Origin of the sequence: Sphingopyxis panaciterrae (assembly GCF_011762125.1) — a bacterium.
Taxonomy (GTDB): Bacteria; Pseudomonadota; Alphaproteobacteria; order Sphingomonadales; family Sphingomonadaceae; genus Sphingopyxis; species Sphingopyxis panaciterrae.
The window spans coordinates 939,110-958,899 of the sequence record NZ_JAASQN010000002.1 but is presented as its reverse complement, the minus strand read 5'-3'; the positions used below and the strand labels follow the sequence as shown (position 1 = coordinate 958,899).

At 63.6% G+C, this 19,790-nt stretch carries 18 protein-coding genes, 1 tRNA gene and 1 pseudogene; 15 read left to right on the top strand and 5 right to left on the bottom strand.

The features are described from left to right. Positions 1-388 precede the first annotated feature (388 nt). Complete coding sequence (locus tag FHR22_RS11935; protein WP_166942474.1) at positions 389-1,039, bottom strand: glutathione S-transferase; 651 nt, start codon at positions 1,037-1,039, stop codon at positions 389-391. Further along, the gene (locus FHR22_RS11930) at positions 1,036-1,983 is read right to left on the bottom strand and encodes a DMT family transporter (RefSeq protein WP_341786611.1); all 948 of its coding nucleotides are present in this window, start codon (positions 1,981-1,983) and stop codon (positions 1,036-1,038) included. Before FHR22_RS11930 ends, FHR22_RS11935 begins: the two co-directional genes overlap by 4 nt. Before the next feature lie 92 nt (positions 1,984-2,075). On the opposite strand from FHR22_RS11930, the gene FHR22_RS11925 reads away from it, so the two are divergent. The 5 genes and pseudogenes from FHR22_RS11925 to FHR22_RS11905 all read left to right on the top strand — a co-directional run bounded on the left by FHR22_RS11925 (position 2,076) and on the right by FHR22_RS11905 (position 6,418). Further along, positions 2,076-2,151: transfer RNA gene (locus tag FHR22_RS11925), tRNA-Trp, on the top strand. Positions 2,152-2,369: 218 nt separating this feature from the next. Then, positions 2,370-2,762, top strand: a pseudogene (locus tag FHR22_RS11920) (tyrosine-type recombinase/integrase); the annotation flags it as partial. Between the two features lie 404 nt (positions 2,763-3,166). Beyond that, positions 3,167-3,958: an enoyl-CoA hydratase-related protein gene (locus FHR22_RS11915; RefSeq protein ID WP_166942468.1), complete on the top strand. Its 792-nt coding sequence runs from the start codon at positions 3,167-3,169 to the stop codon at positions 3,956-3,958. Then, positions 3,889-5,517, top strand: coding sequence for a class I adenylate-forming enzyme family protein (locus FHR22_RS11910; RefSeq protein ID WP_208417633.1), 1,629 nt, complete (start codon positions 3,889-3,891; stop codon positions 5,515-5,517). The genes FHR22_RS11915 and FHR22_RS11910 overlap by 70 nt, the downstream gene beginning before the upstream one ends. Before the next feature lie 163 nt (positions 5,518-5,680). After that, positions 5,681-6,418 carry a TetR/AcrR family transcriptional regulator C-terminal domain-containing protein gene (locus FHR22_RS11905; RefSeq protein ID WP_166942462.1) on the top strand — a complete coding sequence of 246 codons (738 nt, stop codon included), beginning with the start codon at positions 5,681-5,683 and terminating at the stop codon, positions 6,416-6,418. Between the two features lie 108 nt (positions 6,419-6,526). Here the strand turns inward: FHR22_RS11905 and FHR22_RS11900 are convergent, their stop codons facing one another. Beyond that, on the bottom strand, positions 6,527-7,123 hold the full coding sequence (locus FHR22_RS11900) for a TetR family transcriptional regulator (protein ID WP_166942459.1): 597 nt from the start codon (positions 7,121-7,123) through the stop codon (positions 6,527-6,529). Between the two features lie 169 nt (positions 7,124-7,292). Between FHR22_RS11900 and FHR22_RS11895 the strand changes: the two genes are divergently transcribed. From FHR22_RS11895 to FHR22_RS11850, 10 genes are all read left to right on the top strand, one after another. Continuing rightward, on the top strand, positions 7,293-8,129 hold the full coding sequence (locus FHR22_RS11895) for an alpha/beta fold hydrolase (protein ID WP_166942455.1): 837 nt from the start codon (positions 7,293-7,295) through the stop codon (positions 8,127-8,129). Next, positions 8,126-9,022: a VOC family protein gene (locus FHR22_RS11890; protein ID WP_166942452.1), complete on the top strand. Its 897-nt coding sequence runs from the start codon at positions 8,126-8,128 to the stop codon at positions 9,020-9,022. The genes FHR22_RS11895 and FHR22_RS11890 overlap by 4 nt, the downstream gene beginning before the upstream one ends. A 70-nt stretch (positions 9,023-9,092) precedes the next feature. Further along, positions 9,093-10,088, top strand: coding sequence for an NAD(P)H-dependent flavin oxidoreductase (locus FHR22_RS11885; RefSeq protein WP_166942449.1), 996 nt, complete (start codon positions 9,093-9,095; stop codon positions 10,086-10,088). Next, positions 10,085-11,404: an aromatic ring-hydroxylating dioxygenase subunit alpha gene (locus FHR22_RS11880; RefSeq protein ID WP_166942446.1), complete on the top strand. Its 1,320-nt coding sequence runs from the start codon at positions 10,085-10,087 to the stop codon at positions 11,402-11,404. The genes FHR22_RS11885 and FHR22_RS11880 overlap by 4 nt, the downstream gene beginning before the upstream one ends. Next, a complete protein-coding gene (locus FHR22_RS11875) occupies positions 11,401-12,021 on the top strand; it encodes a 3-phenylpropionate/cinnamic acid dioxygenase subunit beta (RefSeq protein WP_166942443.1) in 621 nt (206 codons plus the stop codon). Before FHR22_RS11880 ends, FHR22_RS11875 begins: the two co-directional genes overlap by 4 nt. After that, positions 12,021-12,797 carry an SDR family oxidoreductase gene (locus FHR22_RS11870; RefSeq protein ID WP_166942438.1) on the top strand — a complete coding sequence of 259 codons (777 nt, stop codon included), beginning with the start codon at positions 12,021-12,023 and terminating at the stop codon, positions 12,795-12,797. The genes FHR22_RS11875 and FHR22_RS11870 overlap by 1 nt, the downstream gene beginning before the upstream one ends. Before the next feature lie 12 nt (positions 12,798-12,809). Continuing rightward, a complete protein-coding gene (locus FHR22_RS11865) occupies positions 12,810-13,598 on the top strand; it encodes a 2-keto-4-pentenoate hydratase (protein WP_166942435.1) in 789 nt (262 codons plus the stop codon). After that, a complete protein-coding gene (locus FHR22_RS11860; protein WP_166942432.1) occupies positions 13,595-14,536 on the top strand; it encodes an acetaldehyde dehydrogenase (acetylating) in 942 nt (313 codons plus the stop codon). Before FHR22_RS11865 ends, FHR22_RS11860 begins: the two co-directional genes overlap by 4 nt. Continuing rightward, complete coding sequence (dmpG, locus tag FHR22_RS11855) at positions 14,536-15,564, top strand: 4-hydroxy-2-oxovalerate aldolase (RefSeq protein WP_166942429.1); 1,029 nt, start codon at positions 14,536-14,538, stop codon at positions 15,562-15,564. Before FHR22_RS11860 ends, dmpG begins: the two co-directional genes overlap by 1 nt. A gap of 92 nt (positions 15,565-15,656) precedes the next feature. Continuing rightward, positions 15,657-15,827 (top strand): hypothetical protein, encoded by a 171-nt coding sequence (locus FHR22_RS11850; protein ID WP_166942426.1) that lies wholly within the window; start codon positions 15,657-15,659, stop codon positions 15,825-15,827. A 177-nt stretch (positions 15,828-16,004) separates the two neighbouring features. Here the strand turns inward: FHR22_RS11850 and FHR22_RS11845 are convergent, their stop codons facing one another. Together FHR22_RS11845 and FHR22_RS11840 are read right to left on the bottom strand one after the other, a co-directional pair. Then, the gene (locus tag FHR22_RS11845; protein ID WP_166942422.1) at positions 16,005-17,834 is read right to left on the bottom strand and encodes a CocE/NonD family hydrolase; all 1,830 of its coding nucleotides are present in this window, start codon (positions 17,832-17,834) and stop codon (positions 16,005-16,007) included. Positions 17,835-18,316: 482 nt separating this feature from the next. Next, positions 18,317-19,669, bottom strand: coding sequence for an amino acid permease (locus tag FHR22_RS11840; protein ID WP_166942418.1), 1,353 nt, complete (start codon positions 19,667-19,669; stop codon positions 18,317-18,319). Between the last annotated feature and the right edge of the window lie 121 nt (positions 19,670-19,790).

The window sequence follows — 19,790 nt, the reverse complement described above, 5'->3', positions numbered from 1 at the left end:
ATGTCGGCCGGGTCGGGAGCAGTGTCGTCCATGATGGTCATCCTCAGGTTATGTGAAACCTGTATAATGAACCATATGGGTGAAATGTAGGAAAGACCTTATTCGGCGATGGCGGTCCTATTTCGTTCATGACAGCTTGCGGCCGATTGCAGCCACCCCATTCACCGTCACCCCGGACCCTTCGACAGGCTCAGGACAGGCTTGATCCGGGGTCCCGCTTGACCTCGAAAACCGCCGGCGCCCTCAAAAAAGCGGGATCCCGGGTCAAGGCGGAAGAGCCACGGGGCTCCTCCGCGGATGACGGAAAAAGGGCGGGAAGCGGCGCGACGTTGCGCTATGGCCTCTCTGTCAGCCCGGAGGGGCTGCCACCTCGCCGCCCCGAAAGCCGTCAAACATCCTGCTGTCTCGCGCGCGCCCGTTTGAATCCGTCGCGCGCCGTGCAACGTTCCAGCCACGCCTTCGTCGCATCGCCCAGCACGTCGTCGGCGCCCAGCGTCGTCGCGAGGAACGCCGCATAGGCGATTGCGATGTCGGCGATGGTGAAGCGCCCCGCGACGAGCCATTCCCGGCCGTCGCCAAGCGCGGCCTCGATGCTCTTCGCGCGCCCGCCAAAGAAGGCCTTATAGTCGTTGACGGCCTGTGGAAGCCGCCGCTCGCCGGGCTCGACGCGGGTGTAGCGGATCATGATCGCGAGCGGAAAGGTAAGCGTCGCATCGCTGCGGTGCAGCCAGTTGCGCGCGTCCCAATAGTCGGACTCGCCGCGGCGGACTTCAAGCGGCGTACCTTCGGCGATGCGTTCGCAGATCGCGGCCGATTCGGTCATCAGCCGTCCCCTTCGACTGCCTTGCAGGCGCTCAGGGCAGGCTTCGACCCAGCCGGGCACGGTCATCAGCGGATTGACCGCGCGATAGCCGGGTTCGAACGCGCGCGGCGGGAATTTGAGCAGGCGGAGGTCGACGTCGATCCCCGCCTCCTCGACCGCCCACAGGCAGCGCAGCGACCGCGCGTCGGCGCAATGATAGAGGAGTGGCCGGGTCATGCCGTGATGTCCTTTCGCCGTTCGATATGCAGGCGATGCTCGCGCCACGCAATGAACAGGCCGCTCGCGACGATCAGGGGGGCGCCGATCCACGTCGTTTCGGCGGGCATCGTGCCGAAGAACCACCAGCCGCAGACGATCGACCACAAGAGGCTCGAATAATCCATCGGGGTCACCACCGACACGGGCGCAAGGCGGAGCGCCCCGGTGAGCGAAAGCTGTGCCACCGCACCGAACAGCCCGAGCCCGACGAGCAATGCCCATTCACCGGCGCTGTGCGACGTGATCACGAAGGGCAGGGCGATGCCGAGCGGGATGAGCGAAATGAGGCTGAACCAGAAGACGATCGTCAGCGCGCTTTCGGTGCGGCCGAGGTCGCGAACCTGGATCGTGATCAGCGCCGTCATCACGGCGCCGCCGAGCGCGATCAGCGTCCCGAGCCCGTGATCGCCGCGAAACCCGTCGAGGAGCAGCGTCGTCGGGTTGAGCACGACCAGCACGCCGACGAAGCCGATAATCACCGCGCTCCATCGCGCGATGCCGACGCGTTCGCCGAGCAGCGCCGCGGCGAGGAAGACGCAGATGATCGGCACCGACAGGTTGATCGTCGTCGCCTCGGCCATCGGCAGGAAGATCATGCCGCCGAAATTGAGCGCCATGCCGGTCAGCCCCATGACGGCGCGGCGCGCGTGAACGCCGATGCGGTGCGTCGCGAACAGGCCGATCCCGCCATGGGCCAGGGCCCAGAGGATGAGCAGGGGCAGCACGACCGCCTGCCGCCAGAACAGGCTTTCGACGATATGGATGCCCGCCGCGGAGATATATTTGACGACAACGAACATGGCCGAAAGGCTGAGCATCGCGAGCAGCCGGAGCGCGATTCCGCCGAGATAGTGCTGCGGCGGATCGGAGGCGGGTGCGGCGGTCATGTGGAGAGCGCGCATATCATTCCGGCGATGCTTTGCAAGCTATGCAATTTGGAACGCGTATAGGTCTTGCCCGATGCCTCGCGCCGGGCTAGGGCGCACTCCGGCCTAGGGGTATAGCTCAGTTGGTAGAGCATCGGTCTCCAAAACCGAGGGTCGTAGGTTCGAGTCCTACTGCCCCTGCCAGGCCGGGGTCCCAAGGGGACCCATCGGGACCCAAAGCGTCCCGCAAAAAAACAAGGAAATCAGCGGGTTGCAGATAGGTGGCGTCCCGTCGCGTCCCGCCCGCCCCCCTTGCAGCCCAGAGCCGTTTTTGTCATTTTGTTGGTAGGAAAATCGCTCCTACCAACAGATTTCGCGCGCCGATCCCGGTTCGAATCCTGGTGCGCGGGGAAGGCAGGATCATGCTCACCAACGTGACGCTGAAGGCTCTCAAACCCGAGGGAAAGCCCTACAAGAAACCCGACGGCGGCGGCCTTTTCATCCTCGTCGAAATGAACGGCTCGAAGCTCTGGCGCTTCGTCTGCCGCTATGACGGAAAGCAGAAGCTGCTGTCGGGCGGCGGCTACCCGGATACGTCACTTGTGGTCGCGCGTGCATGGCGTGAAAAGATGAAGCATCAGCTTGCCCTCGGCCTTGACCCGTCGATCGAACGTGCGAAGGAGACCGCGAAGCCCGAGGCGGGAACGACCTTCGAAGAGATTGCGCGCGAGTGGCTGGCGGCGCGCAAGCTGGCTTGGGTGCCCAAATATGCCAGCCACATCACCCGCCGCCTTGAGGGCGACATGTTCCCGGCTGTCGGGGATCTAGACAATCAACCAGATGGTGGCCTCAAGCGACATGACGGGAAACGCGAATCTTCTTGTTCACGCTCTTCCTCAGACCGTCTCAGGAGCATATTTCAGCGGCATGGTCGCCTCGTAACCGGCTGTTGAAGCCAAATTCTGAAAATTCGCGCCAGCGAGAATATTTTCCAGTTGTAATTGTCCTCTGTACAGGAAATACTGCACTTCATCGCCGAGAAGCGGCTACAGGGCAGAGGATGTCAGATGGTGTTGCTATCGCAAAAATCGCAAAATTACCTGACAATCGGACCATTGGTGGTCGGCACGGCCCCCGCATCGGGTCGCCGCGGCCCGGCGACGTCTGGCCGCTTCCCCGGTTCCGATTGCCCTGTCCGTTGAACAACGGGACATCTGGTGTGCCGGGGAGCGATGAAGCGCGTTCGGCCGATCCGGTGCTGGTCGGCGACGACGGGGGCGTGCGCACGATCATATTGAACCGCCCCGAACAGCTCAACGCCATCGATCTGCCGATGATCGAGGCGCTTGAGGCCGCCATTGCGTCGGCCCAGGGCGACCCAGCGATCAAGGTCATTCATTTGCGCGGGGGCGGGCGGGCCTTCTGCGCCGGCGATGACGTCAACGCCCAGTCGGCGATTGGCGAGTCCGGCGAGGCGGCGCTGCGTGCCCAACTCGCAACGCTCCAGCGCATTTCGGAGCTTCTGACACTGGGAGACACGCTTGCTATTTCGGAGGTGCAGGGATGGGCCATCGGAGCGGGCTTCTCCTGGGTTCTCAACTGCGATTTCCGGTTGTGGGGGGAGAGCGCGAAGGCCTTCTTCCCCGAGGTGGGGTTCGGAACATTCGTGACCGGCGGCGCGACCTTCCTCCTTCCGCAGCTTGCCGGGCGGCAAGCTGCGGCGGACATGCTGTTCGCCGGAACGAGGTTCTCCGCGTCCTCGCCGCAGGCCGTAGCGCTCGCCCACAGCGTTCACGTCGATGCCGATCTAGAGAGCTCTGCGCGCGCTCTTGCCCGGCAACTCGCGGCGCTGCCCGCCCCGGCTGCTCAGCTAATGAAGCAGTCGCTCGCATCCGCCATCGCGGAGGGGTTCCGCGCGGCGCTTGGGGAGGAAGTCGAGGCGTGTGTCGCAACGACGCTGGATCCCGCTACGCTCGCGAACATGCGCGCAGCGATCGTCCGGAAAGAGTAATGGAGAATCTCGTAACCCTTCTGCGGGCGGCCGCCGAGCAATGGCCCGACGCGGAGGCGCTCCGCTTTGACGCGACCGGGGAGGCCTTGAGTTTCTCGGAATTCGACCGGCAATCGGGCGAAATGGCGGCGGGCCTTGTCGCTGCAGGCATTGGCCCGGGCGACCGGGTTGCGGTCTGCTCGGCCAATCACTCCCTCTTCCCTCTTGCCTGGTTCGCCACGATCAAGGCCGGGGCGATCATGGTACCGGTCAATATCGGCTATCGCGCCGAAGACGCCCGCCACATTCTTGAGCATGCGGAACCCGCGGCGCTTTTCTGTGACGCCGACCGAGTGACGCTGTTCGACGGGTTGCGTGGTGCGCTGCCCTCGCTTCGCCTTCTCGTCACCCCTGACGACGCCGGGGTCGAAGGCTGGCAGACGCTGGCCGAACTGGTCGCACGCGGCGCGGAAACCATATCGCCGATCATCGAGCGCGACGACATCACCAATATCCAGTTCACGTCGGGAACCAGCGGCCTGCCCAAAGGATGCATGCTCTCGCACGCCTATTGGATCGAGCTTGCCCGGTCGGTCGACGAGGAAGTGAAGTCGCTCGCAGCCGGCGAGACGATGCTCACCGCCCAGGCGTTCAGTTACCTCGATCCGCAATGGGCGTTCGTTCTTACGCTGATGAAGGGGGGGCGGCTGGTCGTTCTCGACCGCTTCCGGCCTTCCGAGTTGTGGAGCAAGATCGCGCACTACGACGCGCGCTTCTTCTATTGCCTTGCGGCCATGCCGCTGATGCTCCTGTCCCGACCGCCGTCGCCCGCCGAGCGCGAACACCGTCTCGGCGCGATCATGTGCTCGGCGATTCCCGCCGACCGCCATCGCGAAATGGAAGAACGCTTCGCCGTGCCATGGGTCGAGGCCTATGGCTCGACGGAAACGGGTTCCGATCTGGGTGTCCGTTGGCCGGACCACGCTGCAACCGTGGGCATGGGGACGATCGGAAAGCCACTGCCCCGGCGCGAGGCGATGCTCGTGGACGAAGCATTCGGGGAAGTGCCGCGCGGCGAGGCAGGGGAACTGCTCGTGCGCAGCCCTGCGATGATGAAGGGCTATTGGCGGAACGATGCGGCGACCCGCGAGGTGTTCCACGAGGGGTGGTACCGGACCGGTGACATGGCACGTCAGGATCCCAACGGTTACTATTATCTGGTCGGACGCCGAAAGGACATGATACGCCGCGGAGGGGAGAATATCGCCGCCAACGAGGTCGAAACGATCCTGCAGCAACACCCTGCCGTGCTGCTGGCGGCTTGTATCGCCGTGCCTGATGCGCTGCGCAACGAGGAAGTGAAGGCGTTCATCGTGCCTCGCCGTACGGTCGGCGCCGCCGAACTCGCGGATTTTCTGCAGGATCGTATCGCCGGCTTCAAGATTCCGCGCTACTGGGCGTTCGTCGAGGCATTGCCGATGACACCCTCGGAGCGGGTCGCGAAGCCGAAGCTCTCGCGCGACGTCGGCGAGGGCGTTCACGATCTCCAGAGCGGCGTCGCGGCGGTGCCGCCGCGTTAGCGGGCGAATATGGGGCGGCGGATGGCGTTTCGCTGGCGCCTCACCGCCGCTCGCTGTACGATAGCGGATCCGGCGCCACGATGGCTCGTCACAAGGGGCGCCTTGCAAGCGCGGCGCGAAATCGCGATGAGGAGCAAAGACACGTGACGGGCAGGGGACAAGGGTGACGAAGGACACGCAGCCGCAGAGCAAGCGCAAGTCGCGGCGAGGGGCGGACGCGTCGCCCAATCTCAACCGCGATGTAATCATCGCATCGGCGCTAGAGCTGATCGATGAAAGTGGCCTCGAGATCTTCAGTCTCCGCACGCTGGCGCAAAAGCTCGGCGTCTATCCGACCGCCGTCTATTGGTATGTGCCGAACCGCAACGAGCTCCTCGCCCTCGTCGTCACCCATATTCTTGCCAAGGTGCAGGTGGACCGCCGGCGCCGGGCCTGGCAGCATAGCCTGCGCGATCTTTTCCAGAACTTCCGTTCCGCGGTGGCAGCGCATCCCAATGCCGCGCCGCTGATCGGCACGGCGCTCGTCTCGAACACCGAGATGAGCTTTGATTTCGTGGAACATCTGCTCTCCACCCTATCGCGCGCCGGCCTTGCCGGGGCGAAGCTCGTGGCGGCCTATAATTCCGTGGTTGCTGCGCTCGTCGGGTTCGTCGCGCAGGAATTCGCCTCGATGCCGAAGGAGGATTCCGTCGCCTGGCAGATGTCGGTGCAGCAGCGCCTGCTCAACGTCGATCCCGAAATCCACCCCATTCTTGCCGGGAATTTGCGGCTGCTGTCTAACAAGGCCTTCATTCTTCGCTGGCAGAATGGGACCGAAGCTCCACTCGCCGACAGCTATGATATCTTCATCGACATCATCATTGGGGGGATCGAGGCGATCGGCGGCAAGTCCGAGGGCTGAGATCGTGTTTCCGGACTTGCAGCGGGGACACCCCGGGGCCAGGTAACAGATGACATACGCAGGCGTACTGACAAAATGCGGATGGCAGCGCGACGGTTTCCGGGCGGCTCAGGACGTCGCCATCTCGCGCGGGGTGGCGAGATCGCTTTCGCACCGCGCGATGAGTACCTCGTCACCGGGGGCGATCAGCGTGGTTGCAACGCGCATATAACTATAGGCCTGAATGGCCCTCGCCGGTGCGTCGACTTCGCTGACGCCTGCCGCGACGAGCAACTGGCGGATATAGCTTAGCCGCAGTTGGTCGACTTCGGTCAGCGCGGCCCTTGCGCGCGGATCGCTCCGGCCCCAGAGGCGGATAGAGAGTTCGATTTCGGCACCACGCCGCGACCGGCTGCTGCCGCGAAACGGTAGGCGCATGAGCCTGATGAAGCGCTCGCGCGGGCTTTCGTCGGCGCGTTCGATCCGTTCGATGATCTGGAGCGTTGCCCGTCGGCGCCAGTGGCCCAGAATGGCTTCCAGAAAGTCGTCGCGATCCTTGAAATGCCAATAGAAGCTTCCTTTGGTGACGCCCAGACGCTTGGCAATCGGTTCGACGCTGACGCGGTCGATCCCATGTTCGGAAAGCACGTCGAGCGCCGCCTCGATCCAGTCTGGCGCCCCGAGCCGCGCGCTGTCCTTCTTCTTGGCACTTTCCTCCCTCGGCACTCCATATTCCCTTCGGCCAGCCCGATACCCTCCCGGAATGACAGGGGTTGCTCATGGCGTCGGGCGATTGTCGTCGGGGAAAGGTCAATCGTCAACTCCATACGCATGCGTATTGACATTTTTGTCTCGTAAGGGCATCCGGATCGCGTGAGAGGATAGGGAATCGGCAATGATTGAGAACAGCGAGCAGGGGCGCGGCAAGACGGTCGCGGCAAACGGCCTGGCGACAAATTATCACGACCTTGGAAACGGAGCGCCGGTCGTGCTTCTGCATGGGTCGGGACCCGGTGTTTCGGCGTGGACCAACTGGAAACGGGTGATGCCTGCGCTCGCCGACGCGTTCCGGGTCATTGCTCCAGATATGGCGGGCTTCGGCTATACCGAGCGGAACGCCGAGATTCACTACGATATCAAATATTGGGTGCGACACCTGATCGGGATTCTGGACGCGCTCGGCCTTGAGAAGGTGTCGCTTGTCGGAAACAGCTTTGGCGGCTCGCTTGCGCTCGCCGCGGCTGCGCGCCATGCCGACCGCTTCGATCGTCTCGTCCTGATGGGGACGCCTTGCGACAAGTTCGTCATGACCCCCGGCCTGCGCGCGGGTTGGGACTACACGCCAGGTCCCGAAAACATGCGCGCGGCCATGTCGCATTTTCCTTTCGATCCCGCCTTCATCACCGATGAGCTGGTCGAGGATCGTTACCAGGCGAGCCTCATCCCCGGCGCGCAGGAAGGCCTGCGCAAGCTTCTCGCCAAACCGGCTGAAGAGGGCGACACGCCGCTTTCCGGTATGCCGGAGCAAGTGGTCGCGAATATCGCGCACCCGACCCTCGTACTTCATGGGCGCGAGGACAAGGTCATCCCGGTCGAAATGGGTATCAAGCTCGCGCGGGCGATGCCCGATGCCGAGCTCCATATGTTCGGCAGGTGCGGACACTGGGTCCAGGCCGAGCGGTTCGACGATTTCGTGGCACTGGCACGGCGGCACCTCGCGGGGCGGCCATGACGGGCCTTTCGATCGAGGCGCTCGGTTATCTCGGGCTCGAGGTGTCAAAGCAGGCGCGCTGGCAGCATTTCGCCGGAAACATCCTCGGGCTGCAACCGGTTGGCCGCGACGACGGCAGCATCGACCTGCGGATGGACAATTATGCCTCGCGGATTCGGCTGCACGAGGGCCCGTCGGACGACCTCGCCTATATCGGCTGGGAAGTGGCGGATGAAAACGCGCTCGCTGCGGTGGCCGCACGGCTCCTGGGAGCAGGGTGCGAGGTCAATCACCCCGACGAGGCGCTGTGCAACGACCGGATGGTCAAGGGTCTGATCCAGTTTCGCGACCCGGAGGGCAATGACCATGAGGTCTTTTACGGTCCCTTGCAACGCAGCGATGTCCCTTTCGTCAGCCCTACGGGGACCCGGTTCAAGACCGGGCGCCAAGGCCTGGGCCATATCGTGCTGCGCTGCCGCGACGTCGCCGCAATGCTCGATTTCTTCTGCGGCGTGCTCGAGTTCCGGATTTCGGATCATATCCGCGCCGAACTGATCCCGGGACGGCCGATGGAGCTCACCTTCCTGCGGTGCAATGGCCGGCATCATTCGCTCGCGCTGGCGCCGGTGCGCAGTCCCAAGCGGATCGTGCATCTGATGGTCGAGGCTACGACCATCGACGATGTCGGTCGCGCCCACGACCGCTGCCTCGCGGAGGATATCCATCTGTCCTTTACGCTCGGGCGCCATTCGAACGACGAAATGCTCTCCTTCTACCCGTCGAGCCCGTCGGGCTTTGACATCGAATTTGGCTGGGGGGGGCTCGAGGTGGACGACGAGAGCTGGCACGTCCTCACCCATAATGCCGTCTCGGCCTGGGGCCACAAGTTCCAGCTGCCGCCGCGGCCCGCATGAGCATTGCCGATGCGGCGTGAGCCTCGCGCGGCTGGTCGCCTCGCCGTCTATCGACCCGGAAAGTATTCAGATGCCCAGCAACCGTTCGCTAGTCGACGATCTCAATCGCGAGCTCCGGCTTCCGCTGTTCGTCGCACCGATGTTTCTCATTTCCGGCCCCGAACTCGTGATTGCGGCCGGGAAGGCGGGCGTGATCGGTGCCTTCCCCTGTCCGAATGCGCGCATGATCGAAGATCTCGCGGCCTGGCTGCCGCAGATCGCGAGCGAACTCGCAGCGGCCGGCCGGCCGGGCATGTGGGCGATCAACATGATCGTCCATCCCACCTATCCGCGTTTCGACGCCGAACTCGACCTGATCTGCGAATATAAGCCGCGCATCGTGGTCACCGCGCTGGGAAGCCCGCGGCGGCCGCTGGACCGGATTCACGCTTATGGCGGCGCGGTCTTCTCCGACGTCATCAGCGCGCAGCAGGCGCGCAAGGCGATCGACGCGGGTGCGGACGGGTTGATCCTCGTCGCGACGGGGGCCGGTGGCCACACCGGCCAGTACAGCGCCTTCGCGCTGGTCGAGGAAGTCCGCGGCTTCTGGGATGGGCCGCTGATCCTCGGCGGCGCGATCGGCAGCGCGCGGGGCATTCGCGCGGCGCAGGCGTTGGGAGCCGATTTCGCCTATATGGGAACGCGGTTCATCGCCACGCCCGAAGCGACGGTGTCCGATGACAATCGCGACATGCTGGTGCGTACCGGGATGGAAGATATCGTCACGACGATGGCCGTCACCGGCATCCCCTCGAACTGGATGCGCGAAAGCCTCGACCGCGCCGGCTTCACGCCCGAAACGCTCGAGGTGAAGAAGAAGATCGACTTCTCGAACCTCCAGGACACCAAGGCCTGGAAGCATATCTGGGGCGCCGGGCACGCGGTCGGTACGACCCGTTTGGTCCAGCCCGTCGCCGCGATCGTCGATGAACTGGTGCGGGATTATCGGCAGCTCGTCGCAGCGGAGGCAAGTGCGCCGCAGTGGCCGAATGATCTTTCGCACAAGCTCGAGGACAATGCAGCATGAGCATCAACGTATCGGGGCTCGTCGACTGGCAACGTGGCCACATCGACCGTCGCATTTTCTGGGATCCCGCGATCTACGAACAGGAACTGGAACGCGTGTTCGCGCGGAGCTGGCTGTTCGTCGCGCACGAGAGCCAGATCGAGGAGCCGGGAGCTTTCGTGACGACCTATATGGCGCAGGACAATGTCATCGTCGCGCGCGCGTCGGACCGTTCGATCAAAGTCTTTCTCAACAGCTGTCCGCATCGCGGCAACCGGGTCTGCTTTGCCGACAGCGGGCAGGGAAGGCAGTTCACCTGCAATTACCATGGCTGGGCCTTCGGTCTCGATGGCGCGCTGAAGCGTATGCCGAAAATGGCCCTATACAAGGCGACGCCAGGCTTCCGCATGGAAGACTGGGGCCTGAAGCGGGCCCGTGTCGAAAGCTACAAGGGGCTCGTCTTCGCGACGTTCGACGAGGAAGCGCCGTCGCTCGGTGACTGGCTCGGCGACTTTCGCTGGTATCTCGATGCCGTGCTCGACGTCGAGGAGGGCGGTACCGAGTTCCTGCCCGGCGGAGCGACCCGTTCGGTCATGAACTGCAACTGGAAGTTCCCGGCGGACAATTTCGTGGGCGATATCTATCACGCGCTGTGGACCCACCTTGGCGGCTCCGAGCCCACCCTCGGTCGCCACGGCGGCGTGATCGTCGAGAATGAGCGGAGCTGGCAGGTGTCGGTGAACGGTCATGGCTGGGAGTTCAACGACAGTTTTCTCGGCAATGCCGCGACGATGGGGGATCGCGAAATGCTGCGCTATATGAAGTCGCGGCAGGAAGCGATCACCGCGCGGCTCGGCGAGTTTCGCGCAAAGATGTGGGGCTCCGTCGCCTCGGCGAACATTTTCCCCAATTTTTCCTTCCTTCCGGGCTATTTCACATTCCGCACCTTCCAGCCGAAGGGGCCGACCAAGACCGAAATCCATGCCTGGACGCTGGTGCCGAAGAACATGCCCGACGACATCAAGGACCGATTCCGGCGGGGCTCGATGCGCACCTTCTCGCCATCGGGTCTGCTCGAAATGGATGACGGAGAAAATTGGGAACATTCGACCGCCGCCAATGCCGGCTTCGTCACCCGGAATCAGAGGCTGTGCTACGCGATGGCCCCCGAGGGCGAGCTCGACGATGACAGCCTTCCGGGTACGGTGACGCTGGGCCAGCTGTCCGACGCCAACCAGCGTCTCTTCTACAAGAAATGGGCGGAAATGATGAACGCCGAGACGTGGCAGGACATTCCGCTTGAGAAGCCCGCAGCACCCGCGGAGGCGGCGGAATGAGTGGGGCCGCGGCATCGGCGAAGCCCGACTATTCGACCTACCCGACGCTGGACCGCAAGGCGCGCCGCGCCGCCGCTGCAGCGCTTCTCGCAATGGAGGGGGGCGGCGCGCCCGCATCGGCCGCGGATCTGGCGCGGATCGAAGCCTTCTACCGGATGGAAGCGCGCCTCCTCGACGAGGAATTTTACGACCGCTGGTACGATTTGCTCGCCGACGATCTCTTCTACTGGATGCCGCTGCGCGAAAACCGGTTTCGGCGCGACAATCGCCCGTCCTTGTCCGCCGACAATATGGCGATGTTCGACGAGACCAAGGCCGACATCGCTGTTCGCCTCGGCCGCCTTGCCTCGAACCTGGTGTGGACCGAGGATCCGCCGACGCGGCATGTCTATCTGATTTCCAATGTCGAGGCCTTCGAGACAGGTACGACGGGCGAATATGAGGTGCACAGTGCCTTCGTCCAGTATCGCAATCGCTCGGAACATGACGAGGCGCAGCTCGTCGGCCGGAGGCGCGACCTCCTGCGCATGGTCGGCGACAGGATCGAGGTGGCGGGTCGGTTGATCCTGTTCCCTCAGTCGGTTCTGCTCACCAAGAATCTGTCGGCATTTTTCTGATGGGACGGCTTGCAGGATATCGCACCGTCGTCACCGGCTCGGCATCGGGCATCGGGCGCGCCATCGTCCGCCGCTATCTGGCCGAGGGTGCGAAGGTGGTGGCCGTCGTCCGCAAGGAGGCCGATGTCGCATCGCTGGAGGCCGAAGGTTGTATCGTGGTGGTCGGGAGCGTCGACCAGTATGATACCGCCGAGCGCGCTGTTGCAGCAGCGGTCGGGAGTTTCGACGGGCTCGATGCCTATGTGGCGAACGCTGGGCTCTGGGACTTTCACAAGCGGATCGAGAAACAGACCCCCGAGCAGATCAGGAGCGCCTTCGACGAAATCTTCGGCGTGAACCTGCTCGGCGCCGTCTACGGCGCGCATGCCGCGCTGGGTGCGCTTCGCGAAAGCCGCGGTTCGGTCGTCGTGACCGGTTCGAACGCCTGTTTTCTCGGCGGCGGCGGCGGCGTTCTCTACACCGCCTCGAAATTCGCCCTCCGCGGCGCCGTGATGCAGCTTGCGAAAGAGTTCGCGCCGCTCGTGCGCGTGAACGGCGTCGCGCCCGGCGCAACCGATACCGCGCTCTCAGGCCCGTCGTCGCTCGACCAGGCCGGGATGGAAATGAATGCGAACAGCGACCGCATGGAAGCGATGAACAAGCATATGCTGATGGGGCGCGTTTCGAGCCCCGACGATCATGCGAGCCTGTTCGTGCTGCTGGCGAGCCGGGAGGAGAGCGCCTATGTCACCGGCGCGATGCTTCTCTCGGACGGCGGTCTGACGATCTCGGCCTGAGGAGAATTGGTAATGTCCGAACAATATATCGCTGCGGCGCGGAGGCTTCGCGATGCCTATCAGGGCGGCGCGGTGGCGCCGCTTCGCGATATCATGGAACCGACCGACGCCGAGGCGGCATACGGCATTCAGGCGGTCAACACGCGCTTCTGGGTTCAACAGGGCCGCCGCATCGTCGGCCGGAAAGTCGGCCTGACTGCCAAGGCGGTTCAGACCCAACTCGGCGTCGATCAGCCTGACTTCGGCGTCCTGTTCGCCGACATGCAGATCGCCGATGGCGGAACCCTGCGGCGCAACCAGGTCCTGCAGCCCAAGGCCGAGGCCGAGGTCGCGATCATTCTCGCGCGCGATATCGATGATCCGGGCGCCACCCCCGAAACGCTCCTCGCCGCGGCGGACTGCGCTGTCGCCGCGATCGAGATCGTCGACAGCCGCATCGCCGACTGGAAGATCACGTTCGCCGATACGGTTGCCGACAATGGTTCGTCAGCATTTTTCGTGCTCGGGCAGGAACGTAAGTCGCCGGGCGGGCTCGATCTTTATAGCTGCGGAATGGTGATGGAGGTCGGCGGTGCGGTCGCTTCGCTCGGCGCCGGAGCTGCCTGCCTTGGGCACCCTCTGAATGCGGCCGCCTGGCTTGCCCGAAGGCTCGCGGCGACGGGGGCGTCGCTCCGCGCCGGTGACGTCGTTCTGACCGGAGCTCTCGGCTCCATGGTGGCGCTGACGCCGGGTGATCGCGTTACTGCGAGAATAGGGGGGCTCGGTACGGCCTCATTCGAATATGAAGGAGCCGGGAAATGAGCGGCAAGGTGAAGGCGGCGATCATCGGCTCGGGTAATATAGGCACCGATCTGATGATCAAGATATTGCGTAACTCCGACGTGCTGGAGATTGCGGCCCTGGTGGGGATCGACCCGAAATCGGATGGGCTCGACCGCGCGAGGCGGCTCGGCGTCGCCACGACGCACGAAGGCCTAGCCGGGCTGAAGGCGCTTTCCGACTGGGGCGAAACCGGTATCGTTTTCGACGCCACTTCTGCGAGCGCACACAAGGCTCACAGCGCAGCGGTCATCGGTGAAGGCAAGGTGATGATCGACCTGACGCCCGCCGCGATCGGCCCCTATGTTATCCCTGTCGTCAATGGCGATGCGCACCTCGACGCGCCCAACGTCAATATGGTCACCTGCGGCGGCCAGGCGACGATCCCGATAGTCGCCGCGGTATCGTCGGTGGCGACCGTCCACTATGCCGAGATCGTGGCGTCGATTTCTTCACGCTCGGCCGGTCCCGGTACGCGCGCAAACATCGACGAGTTCACCGAGACGACATCGCGGGGAATCAAAGATGTCGGCGGAGCCGCCAAGGGCAAGGCGATCATCATCCTCAATCCGGCCGAGCCGCCGATGTTGATGCGCGATACAGTCTTCACCCTCTCCTCGGGGGCGGACGAAGTCGCGATCGAAGCTGCGATCGAGGCGATGGTCGCAAAGGTCAATGCCTATGTTCCCGGATATCGGCTGAAGCAGAAGGTCCAGTTCGAACGTTTCGGCTCGAACAATCCGGTGCGCATTCCGGGCCTTGGCAGCTTCGAGGGGATCAAGACCAGCGTCTTCCTCGAAGTCGAGGGCGCCGCGGATTATCTGCCGGCTTATGCGGGCAATCTCGATATCATGACCTCGGCCGCTTTGGCGACGGCCGAGAAAATCGCCGCTCGTCGGCTCGCGAAGGAGGCGGCGTGATGACTTTCGATCCGACGGTCACGAAGCTCTACATTCAAGATGTCACGCTGCGGGACGGCATGCACGCTATCCGTCATCAATATGGCCTCGATCATGTTCGCGCGATTGCCCGGGCCCTTGATGAAGCGAAAGTCGATGCGATCGAAGTCGCCCATGGCGACGGCCTCAACGGGTCCTCCTTCAACTATGGCTTCGGAGCCCATACCGACTGGGAGTGGCTTGAAGCGGTTGCCGATGTCCTCGAGCACAGCGTCCTGACGACGCTGCTCATCCCCGGCATCGGGACAATCGAGGAACTGAAGCATGCCTTCGCGCTCGGGGTCCGTTCGGTCCGCGTGGCGACGCATTGCACCGAGGCCGATATCTCCAGACAGCACATCGAGGCGGCGCGAAATCTTGGCATGGACGTCTCGGGCTTTCTGATGATGAGTCATATGTCCGAGCCGGATGCGCTCGCGGCGCAGGCGAAGCTGATGGAAGATTATGGCGCGCACTGCGTCTATGTGACCGATAGCGGCGGCGCGATGGACATGGATGATTATCGCGCCCGGTGCGAGGCCTATGACCGGTTTCTCAAACCTGAGACGCAGCGCGGGATCCACGCGCATCACAATCTCTCGCTTGGCGTTGCGAACTCGATCGTCGGCGTGCAGGCTGGCGCGATCCGCATTGACGCCAGCCTTGCCGGAATGGGGGCGGGGGCGGGCAACGCGCCGCTCGAGGTCTTCATCGCCGCGGCAGACCGCAAGGGCTGGAAGCACGGCTGCGATCTCTACAAGCTCATGGACGCCGCGGAGGAACTGGTCCGGCCGCTGCAGGATCGCCCGGTCCGCGTCGATCGCGAAACGCTGAGCCTGGGATATGCGGGCGTCTATTCCTCCTTCCTGCGGCATGCGGAGAAAGCGAGCGAAGATTATGGCGTCGACACGCGGCAGATTCTCGTCGAGCTCGGTCGGAGGCGCATGGTCGGGGGACAGGAAGACATGATCGTCGACGTCGCTCTCGATCTCGCGGAGGCTGGCGACTAGCGGGTCCGACAGCGCAGGTGTGTCGTGCGCGCGCCTCGACGAGCGCGCCTTCAACATTCGTAATCCGGGGAATCCGATTGAAATATGATGTCATGATCGTCGGCGCCGGGCATGGCGCCGCGCAGGCCACGGTGATGCCGCGCACGCAGAAGTTCGAGGGCAGCATCGCGATCATCGGCGACCCGCCAGCCTTTCGACCGGCTATGATCAGCCGGTGCTGCGCGGCGACGTCGCGAAACGCAGCTTTTCGATCGTCTATCTGAAGTCGGCAAGGTCATCGCGATCGATTGCATCAAGGTGACCAAGGCCTATGTGCAGGCCGGATGATCGTTACCGTTGGCATGCATGCGACTGCGGAGCAGCTTTCGGACGTGGATATGCCGCTCAAGCAGCAGTTGGGCGGATAGACCGCGCAGCAACTGCCGCTCGCCGCGCCGTGGCTATTTGCGGGGGATGACGGGGAGTTCGATATAGGATGCGCTTTTGCCGCCCCGGGCAACGGCCCAGCTTCCGTCTCCTGATACCGGCATCCGCTTGAAATTGTCGGCGTCGGCACCGGCAAAGGCGACCCGGATCCGGTGGCCCTTGCGGAACAGGACCGACGTCGGAAGCAGCTGGAAGCTCAAGGTCTCGAGGGTGCCCGGCGTCATCGGCGCCGCGTCGGCACGCTTGAAGCTCTGGCTCGGATAGCTGGTTTTGTACGCGCCCCCAGATTTGGAAAACTTGCGGTGGAGCATCCGTAGCTCACCTTCGGTGACATAGGTCACCCGCCCGTCCGGCGCGACATCTTCAAGATAGGCGAAGACGACGCCATCGGACTGCGAGCTGGCGAGTTGCAGCGTCACCATCGCGTGGCCTGTCACCTCCATGTCGGCTTCGAGCGGCGCGCTGGTGTAGGCAAGGAGCTGGCGATCGGCCGCGCTTCGGTCGGGATAGATAACATCGTCACCGTTCGCCTGTGTCGCCCAGCGCGACGTCTTGCCGCTCGTCGCGGTGAAATCGACCTTGTAGCTGTCCTTGCCGCTCGCAACAGGCGGCTTGCCGGTAAGGGTGGCGCCGGCGGAGAGGAAGAATTTCTGCATACGGGTCTCGGCGAGCGGCCAGCTGGTCGTCGTCTTCCAGCGATCCTCGCCCATCGTGTAGTAGATCAGCATATGCTCGGGCGCGACAACAGTTCCTTGCATATAGGGCGCGATGAAGCAGCCGTAGAGGCGCTCCTGCAATTCTCGCGAGACCTCCAGCGGCTGATCGGCAGGCTTGAACGGATCGGAATCGTGCCCTGCGCCGTGCGACCAGGCCCCGATGATCGACACTTGCGGATTGGACCAGCTCGAAAAACGATTGGCGAGGCCCTGCGCCGTCCCGGAATCGAGCCAGCTGGCCCAGCCGAAGATCGGCACGCGCGAGGCCTCGATGCGATCTTGCAGATGGAAGGTTCCCGCTTCGTCGATCGGCAGGCCGCCGAATCGCTTCAGCGGCTCGTCGCGAAACGTTACATCCTCGGCGGCGTGTTCGAAGCTCCACTCGGCGCGGCGATGCTCATCCACGGCCTGCGCAAGGAGCTTGCTGCCGTCGGCGCCATCGACCGGTCGAACGCCCGGCACATTCTCGTTGAGATCCATTTCACGAACGAAGCGGCCCCAGGTCACGATAAGGTCCTGCGCCACCGCGCCGCCGGGAAAAAGCAGGTCCGAATACATATCGAAGTCCGAAAAGCGGGGGACGCTGGCCTTCACTGCCGGGCTGCCGAAAGCCGGGGCGATCAGCGCCGTCGTCCCGGGATAGGAGGTGCCGGTGGTCGCGACGCTGCCGTTCGACCAGGGTTGGGCGGCGATCCATTTCGCAAGTTCGCCGACATCCTCCGCTTCCTGGCGCGAATAGGGGATATACCATGTCCCGAAAGAGGCGCCTGTCCCGCGCACGTCGGCGAGTACCACGGCGTAACCCTGAGCAAGCCAACCGCGCTGTTCGGCATTGGCATCCCGAGCCGGCGAGCTGCGACCATATCGGGTCGATACAAAGATGGTCGGGAGCTTCCTGCCGTTGGACCCCGCTGGCTTCAGAATATCGATCGCCAGCCGCACACCGTCATGAAGCGGGACATAGATGGCATCACGTGTGTAGCCGGTCGCCGCCGGCGGGGCGGGAGTGGCAGCGCATTGGCCGAGGCGCGGCGGCAGCACCGACAGCAGATCGTTCGCCCGCGCTGGCGCGGGCATGGCCTGCGCCCCCATTGTTACGGCGATCCCAAATGCAGTTGCATAACGCATGATCGTTCCCTCCATCCCGTTGCCGCCCCTGAGTGGCGAGTTGTATTGTACGTTGAACAATTAATATCACGAGTTTCGTCCTTATCGCAAGTGTATGTTCGGCAGCGGGGCAGGTAACGGCATTCGCAGCGCCGTTCCCTTGTTGCATGGAAATTTCAGAGAAAACTCAATCCTGGGATTGGCGTCGCCTCCGGTGCGCGCACGACGAAATATTGCGGTGCATAAGTCTGCGGCGATTTAATTGGACAATGTATAGGTGGTATGGCCGTGGCTTATCGACAGGGTCGGTCGACGGGAAAGGCGGAATGAAGCGCAGGAACCTTATCGTCGGTGCCGTGGCGGCAATCGCAGTCAGCGGCGGTGCCCGGGCCATTCGATGACGTTTACCTTGTCACCCGCAACGGCTGCGAGATCGTCTCTGACGACGTCCCGCAGACAGTCGAGCAGATCGATACCCGTGCGTGGAGGCGGTTGGCCCGCTGTCACTCCTGAATTTTTCCGCGCCAATGCCTCACGACATAGGCCAGCGAGATGATCGTCACCCACACCGCGAAACTGTAAACGGTCGCTCGCGAGCCGGGGTCGAGGCATAGCAGCGCCGCGATGCCCGCATAGAAGCCGAGCGCCAGCCGGTTCGACCAGGGGAAGAATGGCATGGCGAAGCCGGCGTCGCTTTCGCCGGTGCGGCGGAAGCGCAGGTGCGCGAAAATGATCAGCGACCAGGTCAGCAGCAGCAGGGCCGCGACAACCGAAACGAGGAAGCCGAAAACTTGCTCGGGGAAGATATAGTTGAAGCTTACCCCGGCCAGCATCACGACCATCGAGAGATTGATGCCATTCGCTGGGAGTTGGCGTCGGTCGAGATACGCGAGCGGGGCTGGTGCGTCGCCCAACAAGGCGAGTGAATAGAGCATCCTGCCCGTAGCGAAGATGCCGCTGTTCAGCGACGAGACGATCGCGGTGAGGACGACGAAGTTGACGACGGCCGCCGCATAGGCAAATCCGGCGCGCTCGAAAACAAGTACGAACGGACTGATGTCGGGCGACAGGGAGCGCCAGTTGGCGACCATCATGATGACCGCGAGCGAACCGATGTAGAAGAAAAGGATACGGAAGATCACGCCATTGACGGCGCGCGGGATCGAGCGGCGCGGGTCGGCCGTTTCCGCCGCAGTGACACCGAGCAATTCGGTGCCGCCGAAGGCAAAGACTGCAAGCGGCAAGGCAGCAAGGCAGCCCGCAAGGCCGAACGGAAAGAAGCCCCCGTCATTCCAGAGGTTGGCGATGTCGGCTTCCTGCCCGTCCGGTCCGAGATGGAGGGCCGCCATCGCCGCGCCCCCCACGATCAGGATGACGATGGTCACGATCTTGATCGAGGTAAGCCAGAATTCGAATTCGCCGAAGAGGCGCACGGCGAGGCGGTTGATTGCGTATAGCAGCAGCAGGGCCGTTAGTGCGGGTATCCACTGGGGAAGGCCCGGATACCAATATTTGCACACCAGTCCGATCGCGGTGGCTTCGAGGACGCCGACTAGCGCCCAGATGAGCCAATAGCTCCACCCCGAGACGAATCCCGCCCAGCGGCCGACGTATCGGTCGACGAGCGCGGCGAAGGTCGGGGAGTCGGGATTGGCGAGGATCATTTCGCCCATGGCGCGCGACATCAGGTAGACTGCCGCTCCGGCGATGAGGAAGGCGAGAAGAATTCCCGGCCCGGCCATGCTGATACCCTGGCCGCTTCCGACAAACAGGCTCGCACCGATCGCGCCGCCGAGCGCGATAAACTGGATATGTCGATCCGACAGGGCCTTTGACAGGTGGCCATTGTCGCTCATTTTATCTCCCCTCGATGCTGGTCGGTGCCGGTCCGGTCGCCAATCCTGTCTTGTTGTCATGCGGCGGACCGATTGGCGGCGCGCGAATTCGCTCCGCATATCAACATGCCAGCTGTCAGGT

Coding starts and splice junctions, on each gene's coding strand:
- FHR22_RS11935 (WP_166942474.1), bottom strand. CDS start 1,039: ATGACCCGGCCACTCCTCTATCATTGCGCCGACGCGCGGTCGCTGCGC.
- FHR22_RS11930 (WP_341786611.1), bottom strand. CDS start 1,983: ATGCGCGCTCTCCACATGACCGCCGCACCCGCCTCCGATCCGCCGCAG.
- FHR22_RS11895 (WP_166942455.1), top strand. CDS start 7,293: ATGATTGAGAACAGCGAGCAGGGGCGCGGCAAGACGGTCGCGGCAAAC.
- FHR22_RS11890 (WP_166942452.1), top strand. CDS start 8,126: ATGACGGGCCTTTCGATCGAGGCGCTCGGTTATCTCGGGCTCGAGGTG.
- FHR22_RS11885 (WP_166942449.1), top strand. CDS start 9,093: ATGCCCAGCAACCGTTCGCTAGTCGACGATCTCAATCGCGAGCTCCGG.
- FHR22_RS11880 (WP_166942446.1), top strand. CDS start 10,085: ATGAGCATCAACGTATCGGGGCTCGTCGACTGGCAACGTGGCCACATC.
- FHR22_RS11875 (WP_166942443.1), top strand. CDS start 11,401: ATGAGTGGGGCCGCGGCATCGGCGAAGCCCGACTATTCGACCTACCCG.
- FHR22_RS11870 (WP_166942438.1), top strand. CDS start 12,021: ATGGGACGGCTTGCAGGATATCGCACCGTCGTCACCGGCTCGGCATCG.
- FHR22_RS11865 (WP_166942435.1), top strand. CDS start 12,810: ATGTCCGAACAATATATCGCTGCGGCGCGGAGGCTTCGCGATGCCTAT.
- FHR22_RS11860 (WP_166942432.1), top strand. CDS start 13,595: ATGAGCGGCAAGGTGAAGGCGGCGATCATCGGCTCGGGTAATATAGGC.
- dmpG (WP_166942429.1), top strand. CDS start 14,536: ATGACTTTCGATCCGACGGTCACGAAGCTCTACATTCAAGATGTCACG.
- FHR22_RS11850 (WP_166942426.1), top strand. CDS start 15,657: ATGATCGTCGGCGCCGGGCATGGCGCCGCGCAGGCCACGGTGATGCCG.
- FHR22_RS11845 (WP_166942422.1), bottom strand. CDS start 17,834: ATGCGTTATGCAACTGCATTTGGGATCGCCGTAACAATGGGGGCGCAG.
- FHR22_RS11840 (WP_166942418.1), bottom strand. CDS start 19,669: ATGAGCGACAATGGCCACCTGTCAAAGGCCCTGTCGGATCGACATATC.